The following is an 18,386-nucleotide window of genomic DNA, read 5'->3' on the forward strand; positions in this document are numbered from 1 at the left end:
TAAGAGGATTCGTTCCAAGTTTCTTTCTTTATATACGGTCTTTTTTAGGAAAAAACAGCCGCTTATTTCCCGTTTTCTTTCACATAGTCAGAGGATTGCGCGCCTGCTTGGCGACCAAAGACCATAATGTCGGCTACAGCATTGCCGCCGATTCGATTTTGTCCGTGGATACCGCCGGTCACTTCACCTGCTGCATACAAGCCAGTGATTGGTGTGCCATCTTCTTTCAATACTTGGGTCTTCGTATTGATTTTGACGCCGCCCATTGTGTGGTGGATCCCAGGTGCGATTTGAATCGCATAGAATGGCCCTTCCGTCAGATCATAGTCCATCGCCGTTTCACGACCGAAATCTTTGTCGGCTTTGTCTGCCACTGCTTGGTTCCATGTATCTAAGGTTTTCTTCAAGGTTGCTGGATCGACATCGATTTTTTCAGCTAAGGCTTCGATGGTGTCGGCTTCTACAACTACGCCTTGTTCTTTGTAGTAATCGACTTGTTTGGCTCTGCCTGCTAACGCATTGTCAAAAATCAAATAGGCATAGCTTTCTGGCAGATCCGTGATAGCAGCTGAAACATTGTCGCGGGTTTCTAATTCATTGTAGAAACGTTCCCCTTGTTGGTTCACCAAGATGGCGCCTTCTCCACGAACGGTTTCACTGATCAACATGCCTGTATCTTGAACCACGGTTGGATGGACTTGGATTTGATCCATATCAACCGTTGCGCCGCCTAATTCTTCGATCATCTTGATGCCATCGCCTGTACTTCCTTCAGAAGTCGTGCTGACATAGCCTTTCAGATCTGGACGGTATTTTTCGATCAGTTCTTTGTTGGAGCCAAAACCACCCGTAGTAACAACCACCGCATCACCAGCGATTTCTTTTTCTTCGCCATTGATTTTCACGTTGACGCCAGTGACTTTGCCGTCTGTTTCATTGATTTTTGTCACATCAGCATTTACAAACAAAGGAATTTCTTGCTCATGAATGTTTCTCAACAAACCATCCACCAAGTACGTACCGACTGCTGAACCGTCGTGAGGACGATGGATCCGTTTTACACTGGCACCACCGCTATAGCTGATATTGTCTAAAGTGATCCCCATTGAATCCAACCAATCAATCGCTGAAGCAGAGTTATCTACTAAATAATGCAGCAATTCTTGATCGTTGGTTCCTTTACCGCCTTTTAGGGTATCTTCAAAAAATAGTTCATTGGAATCTTCAATGCCTTGGGCTTCTTGGAACTTGGTTTCTGATGCGTTCATTCCGCCAGAAGATTTCAAGGTATTTCCGCCTGCGATCGGCATTTTTTCTAAAATGACTGGATTCATTCCAGCATCTTTAGCCGACAAGGCTGCTGCCATCCCTGCACCGCCAGCACCAACGATGACGATATCATATTGATCTTTTAACTCTGCTGGATCGGTATACTCTTGTTGGGAAGCACCTGAAGTGACTTCACTTTCTGAAGAAGAGCTTGCCGCACTGCTGCTGGCTTTTGTTCCGCCATCGGCACCACATGCACTAAGCAACAATAATGAGGCTGCCCCAATCACCCATTTTGACCATCCACTTTTTTTCATTTGTTTCCCTCCGTTTTTCTTGCTCTTTTCTCCTCACTGATCCCCGTCATATACGATAAGAAAAGCAGCATTTTTCTTGCGAACTCCGCCCAACTTGTTACTTTATTAACAATGATAAACATCTTGCGATCGGACTATTTTTCTATTCGATAGCGATAAAAACATTGTTTAAGCAACATTCCAACAGCGTTCTATTTTATTTAACCATTGTAACAAAAAAAGAAACTAAGTGTCTCGTAATAATTTGTGTATATTTTAACTATCCATTCTCATCTTATTCTAATTTTTTCGAAAAAAGATAATATATTTTTCTCGCTACTTTCTGCTATTGAAAGCTATCACAAAAGACACGCTCATAGAAGGACCGTTAAGCTTGTGGTCAAAAAGATATGGCCGCGATTGTTCTTTCTCTGTTCTTTTACCTTTGTTCTGCGTCTTCTTTTGTATAATAAAAGAAAAAGCAGAAATGGAGTGGCGAATGGAAAAATTGACCCGAATGTTCGAGCGAGTGATCAGTATTTGCATTGATAGCATGTTGGCGATCTTAGTCGTTGTCGTCTTGATTTTTATGGGAAAAGCGATTTTTATGATCAGCACGACGCTCTTTCCCTTAAGTGAAGCGCCCCACCTGTCCTTTTTGATTGAAGAAATTGCCACGTTATTCATTTTATTAGAAATCATTTTGATGTTGCTGCGGTATATGAAGGACGGACACCATATTCCCGTCCGTTACTTGATTCTGATCAGCATTACTGCGATTTTGCGCGAGTTATTGTTGACGCAAGGTATGGCGAACGATGCCCTATTTTTTGCTTTAGCGATCTTTGTTTTGGTACTCGTCTTGCTAGTCCTGCAAAAAATCAATGCCTTCCAACATACCCAAGAAAAAGACCACTGAAACCACCCCATTGGATCAGTTGGTTTCAGCGGCTTTTTCGGGATCAGTTAGAGGGATACCAATATAGAAGGTGGTTCCTTTAGGCGTACTTGTAACATCAATCAGCCAATCGTTTTTTTCCACGATCGAAGAGACAGTGAAGAGTCCTAGACCAGTACCGCCAGTGGCACTCTTGGTCGTGAAAAAGCGGGTAAAGATTTTTTCTTGGATCGCTTCTGGTATGCCTGGACCGTTGTCGGCGATTTCGATCAAAGCAAACTCCTGTTGCGCGGAGAAAGCTTGCTTACGAAACAGAAAGGTGGCGCTTTCTGTCGAAGTGCGGCTCAATCGAATGCTGCAGTCGGCATTTGCTTGGTATACATTCATCAACAAGTTGTAAATAATGACTTGCAGATCGATCTTCTCGTAGACAGCATATCCTACTTCTTGGATATCATACGTAAGGGAAAAGGCTTTTGGCAACAGTGCGCGCATAGTAGCGATGGCCTCTGTCAAGGTGGCGGCGATCGACTGCACAGTTTTATCGGCACTTTCGAGTTTTGAAAAACGCAGCACATTGCTAGATAACTCTTTGCCTTTTTCTGCTGCTTTGCAGACTTCTTGCAAGTCCTCCATCAAGACTTCATCGTGTTGGTTTTCCTCAATCAGCAATTGCAGATGACCAATCATGGGCGTCAAAAAGTTGTTTAGGTCATGAACGATCGAGGTCGTTAATAAGCCAATGGTTTCCAGTTTTGATTCTTGCAAAATGTTTTTTTCGATTTCGTGCTTTTCTTTTAACAGCCGTTGTCGTTCTTTCAATGCTTGGTTTTCGACATAGGCTTGATTGCGTTTCATGTAGTTTTTGATCAGGACCGTCAATAAAATCATAATGACAAACAACAAACCTAGTAGGCCGATCAAAATCAAGTTGTCTTGTAAAAAGAGACCGCTTTGCTCCAAAAAATCAGCATTGCTGGCGACGATCAGGCGACTGTCGCCGATGGTGATCCATTGATAAGCAGCCAATTTCAGCACTTTTTGCAGTGTTTCTTCGTTCCACCAATAAGAATAATAGACGGAGGTGCCCTCTTCATTGTCGCTTTGTTCTTGCTCCAAGCGCTCAAGATCGGTGAAATCCAGCTCTGGAAATTCTTTTTTGCGGCTTTCAACGATGGAAAAACCAATTTGTTCGTCCGATGGGTGCATAACGATCCGCATCTCGGCGTTTTTGACCATCGTATAGCCGGAGACATTGCGATCGGTGGTAAATTCATGTTGATACATGCGCTGTAGATTCAAAGGCATCACAAGAATCGCTTCTTTGTCGTCAAGGGTTAAGGACTGATACACATTTAGATAGGCCTGCTTGCCATCAAAATAGACTTGCCCATTTTGTACCTGCCGTCCTGCCAATACCTTGTCTAAGGATGGGTCTTTGAATAACAATTCTTGCACCGGCGGGTCTTCTGGTTTATTGACCGCCGTTGCAGTATTTTGAGCGATGACCTGACCTTGTTGGTCGATCAAAAACAATCCGACCATGGCATTGTTCGCAGAATTGATCACTGGTAACGTTAAGGGGCGCTGCAAATCAGCTAAGGCGGCGCCTTCGAGGCGGTCATCGGCATAATTGGTAAGAGCCATGTGGTACGATTCGATACTGCGGCTGATCAGCTTGATCGCCGCTTGATTGACCGTTTCCAACTGCCGCAACCCGACGGTTTCAGCTTGTCTTTGTGCGCTTTTATAACTTGTAAAGGTAAAAATAAGCCCAATCAGTGTAATGAATAAGGTAGCGACCACACTTAAATACAGCCAAAACTTTGATGGCGGTTTCATTGTAAACCCCTTTCATATTTACTATAATACTATTGATACAGGAGGCGGATATTTTGCGAGATGAAAAAATTTTAATCGTTGATGATGACCCTGCCATTCGGCGGCTGATTTGGAAATCTTTACAGTCGACGGGTATTTTGATCTACCAGACCGATTCCGTTGAAAAAACGATTGCGATCAACTCTCGTGTCAGCTTTGATCTTTTTTTACTGGATATCAGTTTAGAGCATGAAAATGACGGCTATCATTTGGCACAACTGATTCGGGAAGAAAACCCCACGGTGCCGATCGTTTTTTTGAGCGGAAAAAGTGACGAAAAAGACATGATCAACGGCTATGAGATTGGCGCCGATCACTACATTACGAAGCCTTTTTCACCGGCACTCTTAAAAGCACAAATCGTTTCGATTCTTGATCGCCGCAACGTGCTGCGAGAAAAAGGGATCGCCAAACCGGAAGGCGATCTGTGCAGCGGCATGTTTCGTTTTGACCAAAAACGCTATCAGTTTTTCAAAAATGATCAGCCCATCAAGTTGTCTTCAAAAGAAATCATGCTAATGCGCTTTTTCATGGAAAATCCAGATCAAGTGTTCTCGAAAGAACAGATTTACAGCAATGTCTGGCAAGATGGCCAATTCGATGCCAATACCGTGATGGTTTTTATCAATCATCTGCGAAACAAAATTGAAGATGAGCCGAAGCACGCCCGCTTTTTAAAAACCGTTTGGGGGATCGGCTATACCTTTTTACCAGAAGGAGACGCCTTCTAGCTGCAAGAAATAAAGCGCCAATGCTAAAAGATCCGCCGATCCGCCGGGACTCAAATGGCGCGCGATCAATACTTGATCATAGATCGTTAATTCACGAAGCAAGTCTGTATCTGACAGATTGGCTTGGTGAATTTTTTGCATCTCCTGCTGCACGGTCTTCATCGCATCGTAACCTCCTCGATGGACGAGGTTGCTGTCTTCGGTTTCACTCATTAGATAGACTAACCCGCGCAACAAGGAAACGGAGGTTTTTTGCGGTTGCTGCCGCAAGTACTCCAGCAGTTTTTTGACCGTTGGATACCCAGCTGCAGCTTCTCCACGAATCCCCATCGTGCCGTAGGTCAAATAATTTTTTTCTCCATAAGACAATTGGTCTTTGTGGGTGATTTGCTGCAGGTCTTGCTTGACCAAATGCTGGCAGATATCAGCGGCAAGCTGCAGGATCTGATTGGTATCTTCAGCCGTCAGCTCCGCCTTGCCATTTTGTTGATAATAGACTCCTGTCGCCCCCAACAAAACTGCAAAGGAAAAATTTGCCCCTTTGTGGGTATTGATGCCTTTGGTTGCCCGAAGCATCGCTTCTTCTGCTTCTTGACCGATCCCTCGTAACTGGTCAAACAGCTGGATCAGCGAGCCTGTATGGGCAAAGCCCGCTTGGCTATAGCGCTGAAAAAAAGGCGCCAAACAAGTGATACTGTTGATAAAGGTAAACACATTCATGTCCTGATGCGCACCAGAGGAGCAAGGATCTACTAAACCAGGCTTGGGTGCTAACGCTACCTCATAATGCAGCGCATTGACTGCATAGCTGCTGGCGGTAAAAAGACGGGAATCAGTCAATTTTTCTTCGCTCCATTTCAGCAAGAATAAATTGCAGGGAGTGATCCAAATGTTCATGAGTCAACAACGTGATCTGTTCCGTGTCATTGGTTCTCATGCCGCGATAAATCAGCCAATGTTCCGCCAATGCCGCATCCCTTCTTCTAGAAGAGCGAATCGCAATGTCACGAAAATACACGAGGTACGCTTGCAGATCTAGCACGATACTTTTTAACCGCAGCATTTGACTTTTTTCGTAAATAAACGCATTGAAGTCCGAAAAGTTTTTCAAGACCCCATCCACATCATCCTCACGATTCAGCTGTTCGCCATGTTCTAACAAGCAGCGCATCTCCTGGAAATCTTCCTCAGTCATCAAGTCCATCGCTTTGATGGTCGCTAACGTATCCAATGATTTGCGGATATCGTAAATCTCATAAGCATCTTTGATACTGATCCCTTTTACGACGATGCCGATTTTTGGCACATGCTCCACCAGTTTTTCAGCCACGAGCTGAGTCATGGCGTAACGAATCGGGGTTCGGCTGATATTTAGCGTATCGGAAAATTCTTTCTCATTGATGCGAGAGCCTGCGGGAATATCTCCTAAAATGATGGTTTTTTTGAATGCTTCATAGATCAGATCTTTTAATGGTTTATTTTTGGTCAGATCCAGATTTTTATTTACTGCATCAATAATTGGATTCATGATTTACTCCTATCATACTAAAAACAAATGAGATTTTTGGGAAAAAATAAGCTTATCGATAAACAAGGAAAACTACCGAGCAAAATGGCAGCCTGCTCGATAGTTTCTGTATGAAATTACTGTGGAATATAAAACGGCATGTGACCTAATAGCACGATCGTAACGACGAAGATCACGAAAATCCCCAGTGCGTATTTCGCAGCTTCTTTTTGCCATTGTCCCATATCTAAGCCCGTCAAGCGCAACAGCAAGTAGATAAAGGCAACCAATGGACTTAGCAAGTGGAACGCTTGGCCCATTAAAGAGGCTAAGGCCATCTGCATATTGGTGAAGCCATACGAACGACCTGCTTCTGCTAAGACTGGCAGGACCCCAAAGTAAAACCCGTCATTGGAAATAAAGAAGGTCCCAGGTGCAGAAATCAGGGCGATGACTAAGCCCCAGAAACCAGCCAATTGTTTAGGGATGATTTGCGTGAAGCTATTCGCCAAAGCCGTTGCCATCCCTGAGCCTTGGAACAAGCCCATGAAGACGCCTGCTGCAAAAACTAAAATTACGACTTGCACAGCGTCGCCGCCGTTGGCACCGATCCGTGACGACTGGTCTTTCAAGATTGGGTAGTTGACCATCAATGCGATACACGTACCTACTAGGAATAACAAGATTGGTGGTAAAGCGATACTAGAGATAAAGGAACTTGCTACTAACCAGCCAATCAAGACGATCGTTAAGATACCGTTGAAGACAAAGTTTTTCGGACGGCGGATCGCTAATGTATCAGGATCAGTCACAGTTGTCATTTCTAAAATCTCATCATTCGTCAGCTCGGTAACTCCTAAACGTTTCCGTTCTTGGATCCCCATTCTGCGAGCTACAAAGAAAACCACATAGAGCAGAGACAAAATCATTCCTGGCAGCAGATAAGAAAGAATATCCGCATCGACTTCCAGCACGGCCATTGCCCGAGCAGTCGGTCCGCCCCATGGCAACAAGTTCATGATGGTGTTTTGCAAAATGATCAAGACACCAAGGTTCATCATTTTCATATTCAACTTCTTATAAATGGGAATAAACGCAGAACAACAGATCAAGGTCGTGGTCGTTCCATCACCGTTCAAAGAGACTGCAGCGGCAACGACTGCCGTTGCCATCAAGACTTTCATCGGATCGCCTTTAGCAAAATAAATCATTTTTTTCGTGATTGGATCAAACAATCCCGCATCCAACATAATGGAAAAGTACAAAATCGCAAACAGCAACATGATCCCTGTGTTGGCTGTGGTGGAGATTCCCTCAAGGACAAAATCACCGATATTGCCTTTTTCTGAAACACCAGCAACCATCGCAACGAGGGTAAATAGTAATGGGATAATTACTAAGGATGTAAAGGGTGACATTTTTTTCTTCATGATGACGAACATGAAGACAATAATCATAGCATAGGATAAAATCGTTAAGAACATTTTCTTCTTCCTTTCATGCATCGAAATGTGTAAGCGTTATCAAAAAACATTTTAAAAAATTACAGGCCCGTAATTTGTTAGCGACAAGCGTCACTAGTTTGTGAATATTTTTCTTTTCTTAAAGGAAATAATGTTATTGAATGCTTTACACGTCTAAGAATAAACAATCAAGAAATAGAAAAAAAGACCCGTTTAAAAAAAGAACAGCAAAAAAACAATTTCTCTTTTCAAATCTTATTTTTCGTTTAAAAAGTTCTTAATAGAATATTAACGCAAGAAAAACCTTGATAAATCAACGTTTACCAAGGTTTTTCGCTCTTTTTTCAAAAAAGGAACACTGAAAAAACAATTTTTAGCCGAAATAAATCTCGCTGATTGAACGGGAATTTCTATAATGAAAGGGAACGAATCATTGAGAAAGGAGAAACCCATGAATCTTATTAAAAGATTGTTCAAAAAAACGCATGATGAACCTGATGCGCCTGTCAGCTCCCCTTTGAAGCCCGAGGAAATGATAACGGATCCACCCGCGTCTGATTGGCAAGAAGTGTTGAGCTATCAGCCAGCGCCTGCAGAAGATTATCCATTAGTCAGTCTGATAGCCGCCGCACTAGGGGCTGAATGTTACCCTGAAAGTCAGTTTATCATTCGAAGAATTGAGAAACGCAATCCTGAATTTAAGCGAGTCGCCCTGATTGCTGCCAGTATTGCCGCAGGAGAGCTGCCTGATTCTCAGTTCACAATCAAAAAAATAGCCAAAAAAAATGAAAACAAGTGAGGGAAAAACATGTTACGTAAATTTAAAATAGCGATCGATGGGCAAGAATACCTTGTCGAAATGGAAGAAATCGGTGCGCCGCAACCTACCGCTCCTGCTCCAGCAGTGCCAACACCGGCTCCCACAGCGGTACCTGCTCAACCAGAGGCAGTCAGCACACCAGAACCAGAAGTAGCACCACAGCCAGCGCCAGCTACGCTTCCTGCTGATGGCGAGCCGATTCATTCTCCGATGCCGGGAACGATTTTACGTCTCTTGGTCAATGTAGGTGATACTGTACAAGAAAACCAGTCGTTGATGATTTTAGAAGCCATGAAGATGGAAAATGAGATCGTGGCACCAAAAGCAGGAACCGTGGTTGCCATTGCAGTCAATGCGGGCGACATGGTCAACCCAGGAGAACTGCTGATTACGATCGGCTAATTTATTGAAAAGGAAGTGACGTAGTGGAAACGTTAATTGAAGGTGTAGTCGGGTTAGGATCGGAGCCGGGACGGATCGTTATGATGTTCATCGGTGGTCTATTGATGTATTTGGGAATCAAGAAAGAATATGAACCGACCTTATTAGTACCCATGGGATTGGGCACGTTGTTAGTGAACTTCCCGAACTCAGGTGTGTTAAGTGCTGGCGGAGAAGCTGGCCCGTTCCAAGTATTGTTTGATATGGGGATCTCAACTGAATTGTTCCCCTTGCTTTTGTTTATCGGGATTGGCGCGATGATCGATTTTGGTCCCTTGCTGCAAAATCCATTTCTTTTGTTGTTTGGCGCTGCTGCGCAATTCGGGATCTTCTTTACGATCATCGTTGCCGTGTTGCTTGGTTTTGATTTAAACGACGCAGCTTCCATCGGGATCATCGGCGCTGCTGACGGTCCGACTTCGATTTTTGTCGCAAATACGCTGAACTCGAAATATATGGGTGCGATCATGGTAGCAGCTTACTCTTACATGGCGCTAGTACCGATCATTCAACCGGTTGCCATCAAAGCAGTGACGACCAAGCATGAACGAAAAATTCGTATGTCGTATCGTGCCGGCGAAGTTTCGCAAACGGCCAAAATTTTGTTCCCGATCGTGATCTCGATCGTAGCAGGGTTAATTGCACCTGTTTCATTGCCACTGGTTGGATTTTTGATGTTTGGAAATCTCTTACGGGAATGTGGTGTCTTGGATCGTTTGTCCATCACTGCTCAAAACGAACTAGTGAATATCATTAGTATCCTCCTAGGTTTATCAATTTCTGTGAAAATGCAATATGAAGAATTCTTACAAGTCGATACATTGATGGTTATTGGTTTAGGGCTGGTTGCCTTCATTATGGACTCGGTCGGCGGCGTGTTGTTTGCGAAAGTGCTGAACTTGTTCCGTAAAGAAAAAATCAATCCAATGATCGGTGCCGCTGGTATCTCTGCGTTTCCAATGTCTAGTCGGGTCATCCAAAAAATGGCGACAGATGAAGATCCGCAAAACTTTATTTTGATGCATGCAGCCGGTGCCAACGTTTCAGGACAGATTGCTTCGGTCATCGCCGGTGGCTTACTGCTGGCACTGATTGCTTAGGTCACTAGAAAGGAGAGGAAAACTATGAGTCAAGATTTACTGACTTCATTTGAATTGTTGTTATTCGGTTGGGGCGGCGTCTTTGTCGTGATCCTGATCATCTACTTCGCATCCTTGCTTTTGTCGAAGCTCTTCCCAGTAAAAAAATAAAGAAGGCATTGTATGTATACCCTAAAAAGAATCTGGCTGCAAAAAGATCCAGAAGTCTTTTTGCAATGGCAAAAATTGATCACCCGTGCTGGCTTAGCCGTCGGTGAAGAAGTAGCCTATACCGTCGGCATTTTTGACCAGCAAACCTTGATTGCTACTGCTTCTTGCTATGCCAATATCATCAAGTATGTGGTGGTCTGTGAAAAAAGACGCTCCGAACAGCTGTTGACGCAATTGATTTCACACCTTAGCGATCATATCAAAGACGAAGGCTTCACCAAGTCCTTCGTCTATACAGCACCGAAAAACCGCCTGTTTTTTGAATCCCTCGGGTTTCGTGAAGTGCTGGCAGCACAAGACATCTTGTTCATGGAACAAGGCGTTCCTTCTTTTGAAAGCTATGCCCAACAGCTGCAACGGCAGCGAATTGGACAAAACAACGGCGCGATCGTCATGAACGCTAATCCTTTTACTAAAGGACATTTGTACTTAGTCGAAACGGCTGCGAGTCAAAAAGAACAGGTTTATGTGTTCGTTTTATCAGAAGACCGCTCGCAATTTTCTGCCAGCGAACGGCTGCAGATGGTGACGGATGGTGTGGCTCATCTGCCAAATGTAACGGTGCTGCCGACCAACAACTATCTCGTCTCTTCGGCGGTCTTTCCCAGTTATTTCTTGAAAGAGCAAGCACCTGAGGCGATCGCCAAAAAACAAGCCGCCTTTGATGCAACCCTCTTCAAAGAAAAAATTGCCCCGCTGTTGGCGATCACTACGCGTTTTGTAGGCTCAGAGCCTTACTCGCCCGTGACCCAACTCTACAACGAGGCCATGGCTGCCGTTTTTTCTCCCGAGCTTGAACTGATCGTGATCGACCGTCTGAAGATCAACCAATCAACCGTTTCGGCTACAAACGTTCGGAAAGCGATTGCAGAAAAAGATTTACTTTCTTTGCAGCAATTTTTACCAGAAACAACGTTCTCATTTTTAATGCAGCATAACTATATTTAGAGGTGATAATAAGTGGAAATCAAAAAAAGTGCGGTTGCTGGCTCTGTTGAATCCAGTGATATCTTGATCGCGATCGAGCCTACCACAACCCAAACCATCGAGCTGACCCTCGATAGCAGTGTCGAAAAACAATTCGGCAAACAAATTCGCGCCGTCATCCTTGAGACGCTGAACCATCTAGGCGTGACACAGGCCAAAATCACCGCCACCGATAAAGGCGCCTTGGACTGTACCATCAAAGCCCGAACTCTGACCGCCGTTCATCGGGCCGCCGAACAAGAACAGTATGCTTGGAAGGAGATCGACACATGGAACGTTTAAGAAGAACGATGATGTTTGTACCAGGAGCCAATGCTGCCATGCTACGGGATGCACCATTGTATGGCGCCGATTCCGTTATGTTTGATTTAGAAGATGCGGTCTCCTTGAATGAAAAAGACTCCGCTCGGACACTGGTGCATTTTGCCTTAAAAACCTTTGACTATTCTGCCATCGAAACCGTCGTACGCATCAACGGCCTCGACACGGTGGGTGCCCTTGATATCGAAGCGATGGTCCTAGCGGGGGTCAACGTCATTCGCCTACCGAAAACCGAAACCGCCCAAGATATCATTGACGTTGCCGCTGTGATCACACAAGTAGAAGAAGAAAACGATCTGCCTGTAGGAACCACCAAAATGATGGCTGCCATCGAGTCTGCCGAAGGCGTTTTAAATGCCCGAGACATCGCTACAGCTTCCGATCGTTTGATCGGGATCGCTTTAGGGGCAGAAGATTATGTCACCAATATGAAGACTCGTCGCTACCCAGATGGGCAAGAATTGTTGTTTGCCCGCAGTATGATCTTGCATGCAGCTAGAGCTGCAGGGATCGCCGCCATCGATACCGTCTTTTCTGATATCAATGACACCGATGGCTTTATCGCTGAAACGACTCGCATCAAGCAGCTTGGTTTTGACGGAAAATCAGTGATCAATCCACGGCAGATTCCCCTAGTCAATGGGATCTATGCGCCTTCAAAAGCCGAGATCCAACAGGCCAAAGAAGTGATCTGGGCCATTCGCGAAGCCGAAAGCAAAGGTTCTGGTGTGATCTCCTTGAATGGCAAAATGGTCGATAAACCAATCGTTGAGCGAGCGGAACGCGTGATCGCCCTTGCCAAAGCAGCGAAATTGATTACCGAGGAGGAAGTGTAATTATGGTGTTAAACAAAGCAGGAAAAGACATCCCTGAATGCTATGCCAACCAATACGGGGTCTTTGAAAATGAAACGGCCAATATCCATGCCTACAAAGAAGCGAGTCGCAAGATCGAGCCAGTCCTGCCAGGCAAAAGCAAGGTCTTAGGCAGCATACGTGAAGCCATTGAAAAAACAGGGCTAACGGACGGCATGACGATCTCCTTCCACCATCATTTTCGCGAAGGGGACTTTATCATGAATCTCGTTTTGGACGAGATCGCAAAAATGGGCATCAAGAATCTTGCGATTGCCCCTAGTTCCATCGCGAATGTCCATGAACCATTGATCGGACATATCAAATCTGGGGTCGTGACCAATATCACCTCCAGCGGTCTGCGGGACAAAGTCGGTGCCGCAATCTCCGAAGGCATTATGGATGCCCCAGTCATTATCCGTTCTCATGGCGGTCGGGCTCGTGCGATTGCCGCCGGCGATATCCACATCGATGTCGCTTTCTTAGGAGCGCCTAGCTCAGATGCGTATGGCAACGCTAATGGCACCGTCGGAAAAGCAACCTGCGGCTCATTGGGCTATGCGATGGTCGATGCAAAATACGCCGACCAAGTCGTGATCATCACCGACACCCTGGTGCCGTTTCCAAATACCCCAATCAGCATTCCCCAAACGGATGTCGATTATGTTGTGGAAGTCGACGCCATCGGTGATCCTGCAGGGATCGCAAAAGGTGCGACCCGCTTTACCAAAAATCCAAAAGAATTGCTGATTGCTGAGTATGCAGCCAAGGTCATCACCAGCTCGCCTTACTACCAACATGGCTTCTCCTTCCAAACTGGAACGGGCGGTGCCGCATTAGCCGTTTCTCGTTTTTTACGCGAAGCAATGATCCAAGATGAGATCAAAGCCAGCTTTGCCCTTGGCGGCATCACCAATGCCATGGTGGAACTGTTAGAAGAAGGATTAGTAGAAAAACTGATCGATGTCCAAGACTTCGATCACCCTTCTGCACAATCGTTAGGAAAAAACGCCAATCATTATGAGATCGATGCCAATATGTATGCCTCACCGTTAAGCAAAGGGGCGTTTATCAATCAATTAGATACCGCCATTCTTTCCGCACTGGAAGTTGATACGAATTTCAACATCAATGTCATCACCGGTTCTGACGGTGTGATCCGCGGTGCTTCTGGCGGCCACTCAGATACCAGTATGGCGTGCAAAATGAGCTTAGTGATCGCTCCTCTCGTGCGGGGACGGATCCCAACGATCGTCGATACCGTCAACACGATCGTCACGCCAGGCGCCAGCATTGATGTCGTCGTCACGGAAATCGGGATCGCCATCAATCCTGCTCGCAAAGACCTGATCAGCCATTTTGAAGCATTGGATATTCCCCAATACACCATTGAAGAATTAAAAGAAAAAGCCTACAGCATTGTCGGTCAACCCGAACCAATCAAGTACGGGGAAAAAACCGTCGCTTTGATCGAATACCGCGATGGCACGATCATTGATGTGGTCAAAAATGTCTGATGCCCTATTTTCAGGAACCCCTGTGACGCTAACCGACATGCTGCAGGCGCGAGAAAATAGAAGCTCCCTTCAACGGGAGCTTCTCGCTGCGGATGAAAAAGCGGCATTACTTGTTGCCACCATGAATATTCCTGGTCCCGTGAAAAATTCTGCCTCATTGACCGCAGTTTTTGAAGAACTCATTACGGAAATCGAAGAGGTCGTCAAGGAACTAATTCCACTGGCAAACCTCTACCGCAGTTTGGAGACCGGACCAGAATATTATCTCGTACTGCCCACAGATCCTTATGAACTAAAACGAATGATGGTTCAGATTGAGACCAATCATCCTTACGGCCGGTTGGTGGATCTTGATGTCTTAACCAAAACCCAAGACCAGCTTTTACCTATCAGCCGCACCGAAATTGGACTGCCTGCAAGAAGCTGCTACGTCTGTGAACAAGAAGCCAAAGTTTGTGGCCGTTCTAGAACTCATAGCGTAGCAGACATGCAGCAGCAGATCCGTAAAATCATTCAGGAAAGAGTGAAAGAATGAAAAAAATCCAATTTACCGAAACCGTCTTGCGGGACGGCCAACAAAGTCTGATCGCCACGCGAATGCCTACCAGCGATATGCTGCCGATTCTAAAAACCATGGACCAAGCAGGCTATCATGCCCTGGAAATGTGGGGCGGCGCGACCTTCGATGCTTGTCTGCGTTTTTTAAATGAAGACCCATGGGAAAGATTGCGGGCGATCCGCAAAGAAGTGAAAAAGACCAAACTGCAAATGCTCTTACGGGGACAAAATCTCTTAGGCTACAAAAACTATGCCGATGACGTCGTCACCGACTTTGTGACCAAATCGGTCGAAAACGGCATCGACATTCTTCGTTTGTTTGATGCTTTAAATGATGTCCGCAATTTAGAAACCGCCATCCGCGCCACAAAAGCAGCCGGTGGACACTGTCAAACGGCAATCTCTTATACTACTAGCCAGATCCATACCGTGGATTACTTCGTTGACCTTGCCAACAAAATGGCAGACCTCGGCGCAGATTCTATCTGTATCAAAGATATGGCAGGCGTTTTGACGCCGCAAACCGGCTACGAGTTGGTCAGCCGAATCAAAGACGCGGTCGATCTGCCGCTGGAAGTCCATACCCATGCCACCAGCGGCATTGCTGAGATGACTTACTTAAAAGTTGCGGAAGCCGGTGCAGACATCATTGATACCGCCATTTCCTCTTTTGCTGGCGGCACCAGTCAGCCAGCAACCGAATCTGTGGCAATCGCCTTAGAAGATTGCGGCTTTGCTACGGGACTTGATTTGCAGAAAGTCGCTGAGATCGCGGAACACTTCAATCCCGTTCGTGATCGTTTCCGCGAAGAAGGACTACTGAACCCGAAAGTCAAAGACATCGAACCCAAAACCTTGATCTATCAAGTACCTGGCGGCATGTTGTCGAACCTACTCAGCCAATTGACGGAACAAGGATTGCAAGACAAGTATGAAGAAGTTCTAGCAGAGGTACCAAAAGTCAGAGCGGACTTGGGCTATCCACCGCTAGTGACCCCATTGTCGCAAATGGTCGGCACTCAAGCCTTGATGAATGTGATTTCAGGAGAACGCTACAAACTTGTCCCAAGTGAGATCAAAGATTACGTCAAAGGATTTTATGGACAATCGCCAGCACCCATCAGCGAAGAAATCAAAGAAACAATTATCGGAGATGCTGAAGTGATCACTGTCAGACCAGCTGATCTACTGGCACCACAACTGCCAGCCTTTCGGGAAGAAATCGCTGAGTATGCCAAAAGCGAAGAAGACGTGCTGATGTACGCCCTCTTCCCTCAGCAAGCCCAAGACTTTTTAGGCCGACGAGAAGATCCCTTTTATGATGTCCCCGTACAGACAGTGTCTGTGAGGATTGCGGTGGATTAACAATGAAGCCAGAAATAGAGAAAACAACTTAAAGTGCCCCTCACAAATTCGCTTGCTTTAGCAAATTTGTGAGGGGTATTACCATCTATAGGTTGTTTCTTCGTTTTTACTAATCTGCAGTGCAAAAATACGTACGCCACAGCCACTCCACCAATAAGCTTGCATTAATCGCTTCTCGCTCACGTATTTTGGGTAGCTGAGAAGCCAGGATTGTGCTTCTTCTCCATCCATTCTATAATCAGCTAAAAGAAGCGTTTTAAAGGAGGGTCTAGCCATGCAACGATACATCGCTTTATTAAGAGGCATCAATGTCGGTGGGAATAACAAAATTTCTATGAAAGAATTGAAAGCCGGTTTTGAAGAACTGGGGTTTAGCAATGTGGTCACTTATTTGAATAGCGGCAATGTGATTTTTTCTAGCGAAGATGATGATCCACAAGCCCTTGCCGAAATGATTAAAGCAATGATCAAACGGTACTTTTCCTTTGATATCGCTATTTATATCATTCGCCAAAGAGACCTGCAGGAACGCTTGACCCATATACCTGACTGGTCAGGAACGGAAGATAAAACCATCTATGACAACCTGATCTTTTTGATGCCTTCACTGACCTACGAGGTGTTATCTGAAAAACTCGGGGCTCCAAATGCCGACCTTGAACAGGTTTTCCCTTACAAAGACGTCGTCTTCTGGTCCTACATCCGCAAAGACTATCAAAAAACCAATTGGTGGAAAAAAACAGCCAGCACCAGCGTCGGCAAACAGATTACGATTCGGACTATCAATACGGTGCGGAAGATTGCGGAGATGTGAGGAATAGCAAGCCTTCTAATAATTATAAAAACCGTCAGGTAGACTCTCCTGACGGTTTTCTTATAACATTCTAATGTCTAATTAGTTCTCGTTACTACTATTCGTGATGCGCTTTAATTGACGTTAAGTTTCTACGCAATCATCCCGACTAGAAGCAATAAACTACCGAGAAGAATAATAGATTTTCACATCGTTTATTTCTATACTGAATATCTATGATAAAACAAAAATCAAGCATTAAGAAGCAATTTGAGTCAACTAGACAATAGTATAGAACGAAAGAAAAAATTCTTATTTGCAACATTCGATTACGCAAAAGATACATATGAACATCTATTATTAGCTATCCTTTTTTCTAGCTCTCATTATAGTTAACCTTTTTTATCTATCCTAACTGTTTTAAAAACTATTACACACGTTCTTTGACATGCTGTTATTGTTCCAACTTCTTTATTGCTAAAGCTAAGCAGCCGATCAATCCTGCATCGTCAGCAAGCATTGGAGTTAGTAGGTATTCTTCGAGAGTAGGGGTATCCACATAGGAACCCATTTTTTCTTTAAACGCTTGGCGAATCAACTCGAGTAGTTGCGGCTGTTTCATTACACCCCCGCCTAAAATTATTACTTCCGGTGCATATAGTAACGTTGTGTTATACACACACTGAGCAAGATAATCTGCCTCAATCGCCCAATAAGGATGATCAAATGAAATGGTTTGGGCTTTTCTTCCAAAGCGCTTTTCAATCGCGGGTCCTGAGGCTAACCCTTCCAAACAATCATGATGAAAAGGACAGATTCCTTCAAATTGATCTTCATTATGACGTTGTAGGAGCATATGTCCCATTTCAGGATGACTGAAACCTGCGACTATTTTCCCACCCACTACAGCTCCACCACCAACACCAGTACCAACGGTGTAATACAGAACACTATTTTTACCTTTTCCATAACCTGCCATATATTCTCCATAACAAGCAGCATTTACATCGGTAGTCCAATAGATGGGAACCGACAAGGCGTTTTCCAAAGCTCCTACAAAATGATAATTTTGCCAAGCTAACTTCGGTGTGTTGGTGATATATCCGTAAGTTCTTGATTCGATTTGAATATCAATAGGACCAAATGCTCCTACACCAATTGATGCGATATTTCCTTTGTACTTATCAAAGAAATCAAACACTTGCTTCATCGTTTCTTCTGGTGTTGTGGTAGGAAAACTTTTCCGTTCTATCACTTGTAATTGTTCATTACCAATCCCACAGACAAACTTTGTTCCACCAGCTTCTATCCCGCCATATAACATTTTATCTACACCTTTCATTCACTCATTTTCAAAAAAAGAAACGTATTTGCA

The 18,386-nt window shown here is 44.7% G+C and carries 19 protein-coding genes; 13 read left to right on the plus strand and 6 right to left on the minus strand.

From position 1 onward, the window contains the following. Nucleotides 1-62 precede the first annotated feature (62 nt). Complete coding sequence (locus A5883_RS12935; protein WP_010748911.1) at nt 63-1,586, minus strand: flavocytochrome c; 1,524 nt, start codon at nt 1,584-1,586, stop codon at nt 63-65. 478 nt (nt 1,587-2,064) lie between these two features. On the opposite strand from A5883_RS12935, the gene A5883_RS12940 reads away from it, so the two are divergent. Then, nucleotides 2,065-2,484 (plus strand): phosphate-starvation-inducible PsiE family protein, encoded by a 420-nt coding sequence (locus tag A5883_RS12940; protein WP_074934197.1) that lies wholly within the window; start codon nt 2,065-2,067, stop codon nt 2,482-2,484. A gap of 15 nt (nt 2,485-2,499) precedes the next feature. On the opposite strand, the gene A5883_RS12945 is transcribed toward A5883_RS12940, so the two are convergent. Next, nucleotides 2,500-4,305 (minus strand): sensor histidine kinase, encoded by a 1,806-nt coding sequence (locus A5883_RS12945; protein WP_086338797.1) that lies wholly within the window; start codon nt 4,303-4,305, stop codon nt 2,500-2,502. 53 nt (nt 4,306-4,358) lie between these two features. Between A5883_RS12945 and A5883_RS12950 the strand changes: the two genes are divergently transcribed. After that, the gene (locus A5883_RS12950; protein WP_005230498.1) at nt 4,359-5,075 is read left to right on the plus strand and encodes a response regulator transcription factor; all 717 of its coding nucleotides are present in this window, start codon (nt 4,359-4,361) and stop codon (nt 5,073-5,075) included. On the opposite strand, the gene citG is transcribed toward A5883_RS12950, so the two are convergent. The 3 genes from citG to A5883_RS12965 form a co-directional block, all read right to left on the minus strand. Beyond that, nucleotides 5,052-5,915 carry a triphosphoribosyl-dephospho-CoA synthase CitG gene (gene citG, locus A5883_RS12955; protein WP_254907865.1) on the minus strand — a complete coding sequence of 288 codons (864 nt, stop codon included), beginning with the start codon at nt 5,913-5,915 and terminating at the stop codon, nt 5,052-5,054. The two genes, A5883_RS12950 and citG, sit on opposite strands and share 24 nt — an antisense overlap. After that, nucleotides 5,908-6,603 carry a GntR family transcriptional regulator gene (locus A5883_RS12960; RefSeq protein WP_005230494.1) on the minus strand — a complete coding sequence of 232 codons (696 nt, stop codon included), beginning with the start codon at nt 6,601-6,603 and terminating at the stop codon, nt 5,908-5,910. Before A5883_RS12960 ends, citG begins: the two co-directional genes overlap by 8 nt. 116 nt (nt 6,604-6,719) lie before the next feature. Continuing rightward, a complete protein-coding gene (locus tag A5883_RS12965) occupies nt 6,720-8,066 on the minus strand; it encodes a CitMHS family transporter (RefSeq protein ID WP_010748906.1) in 1,347 nt (448 codons plus the stop codon). Nucleotides 8,067-8,496: 430 nt separating this feature from the next. On the opposite strand from A5883_RS12965, the gene A5883_RS12970 reads away from it, so the two are divergent. From A5883_RS12970 to A5883_RS13025, 11 genes are all read left to right on the plus strand, one after another. After that, nucleotides 8,497-8,844 (plus strand): hypothetical protein, encoded by a 348-nt coding sequence (locus A5883_RS12970; RefSeq protein WP_254907866.1) that lies wholly within the window; start codon nt 8,497-8,499, stop codon nt 8,842-8,844. Between the two features lie 9 nt (nt 8,845-8,853). Then, a complete protein-coding gene (locus A5883_RS12975; RefSeq protein WP_086338800.1) occupies nt 8,854-9,267 on the plus strand; it encodes an acetyl-CoA carboxylase biotin carboxyl carrier protein subunit in 414 nt (137 codons plus the stop codon). 23 nt (nt 9,268-9,290) lie between these two features. Further along, entirely contained in the window at nt 9,291-10,406 is a 1,116-nt protein-coding gene (locus tag A5883_RS12980; protein WP_005230469.1) for a sodium ion-translocating decarboxylase subunit beta, read from the plus strand. Nucleotides 10,407-10,430: 24 nt separating this feature from the next. Further along, nucleotides 10,431-10,556, plus strand: coding sequence for an OadG-related small transporter subunit (locus A5883_RS19545; RefSeq protein ID WP_008381833.1), 126 nt, complete (start codon nt 10,431-10,433; stop codon nt 10,554-10,556). 12 nt (nt 10,557-10,568) lie between these two features. Next, nucleotides 10,569-11,564: a [citrate (pro-3S)-lyase] ligase gene (gene citC, locus A5883_RS12990; RefSeq protein ID WP_074934203.1), complete on the plus strand. Its 996-nt coding sequence runs from the start codon at nt 10,569-10,571 to the stop codon at nt 11,562-11,564. Between the two features lie 12 nt (nt 11,565-11,576). Beyond that, a complete protein-coding gene (gene citD / locus A5883_RS12995) occupies nt 11,577-11,885 on the plus strand; it encodes a citrate lyase acyl carrier protein (RefSeq protein ID WP_005230465.1) in 309 nt (102 codons plus the stop codon). Beyond that, nucleotides 11,873-12,760 carry a citrate (pro-3S)-lyase subunit beta gene (gene citE, locus A5883_RS13000; RefSeq protein WP_005230463.1) on the plus strand — a complete coding sequence of 296 codons (888 nt, stop codon included), beginning with the start codon at nt 11,873-11,875 and terminating at the stop codon, nt 12,758-12,760. The genes citD and citE overlap by 13 nt, the downstream gene beginning before the upstream one ends. A gap of 2 nt (nt 12,761-12,762) precedes the next feature. Then, complete coding sequence (gene citF, locus A5883_RS13005) at nt 12,763-14,295, plus strand: citrate lyase subunit alpha (RefSeq protein WP_086338801.1); 1,533 nt, start codon at nt 12,763-12,765, stop codon at nt 14,293-14,295. Further along, the gene (gene citX, locus A5883_RS13010) at nt 14,276-14,830 is read left to right on the plus strand and encodes a citrate lyase holo-[acyl-carrier protein] synthase (RefSeq protein WP_086338802.1); all 555 of its coding nucleotides are present in this window, start codon (nt 14,276-14,278) and stop codon (nt 14,828-14,830) included. Before citF ends, citX begins: the two co-directional genes overlap by 20 nt. Continuing rightward, complete coding sequence (locus A5883_RS13015) at nt 14,827-16,218, plus strand: oxaloacetate decarboxylase subunit alpha (protein WP_086338803.1); 1,392 nt, start codon at nt 14,827-14,829, stop codon at nt 16,216-16,218. The genes citX and A5883_RS13015 overlap by 4 nt, the downstream gene beginning before the upstream one ends. A 274-nt stretch (nt 16,219-16,492) precedes the next feature. Further along, on the plus strand, nt 16,493-17,032 hold the full coding sequence (locus tag A5883_RS13025; RefSeq protein WP_086338805.1) for a DUF1697 domain-containing protein: 540 nt from the start codon (nt 16,493-16,495) through the stop codon (nt 17,030-17,032). A gap of 433 nt (nt 17,033-17,465) precedes the next feature. On the opposite strand, the gene A5883_RS13030 is transcribed toward A5883_RS13025, so the two are convergent. Continuing rightward, nucleotides 17,466-18,335 carry an ROK family protein gene (locus A5883_RS13030; protein WP_086338806.1) on the minus strand — a complete coding sequence of 290 codons (870 nt, stop codon included), beginning with the start codon at nt 18,333-18,335 and terminating at the stop codon, nt 17,466-17,468. Nucleotides 18,336-18,386 lie beyond the last annotated feature (51 nt).

Origin of the sequence: Enterococcus sp. 5B3_DIV0040 (assembly GCF_002140755.1) — a bacterium.
Taxonomy (GTDB): Bacteria; Bacillota; Bacilli; order Lactobacillales; family Enterococcaceae; genus Enterococcus_D; species Enterococcus_D casseliflavus.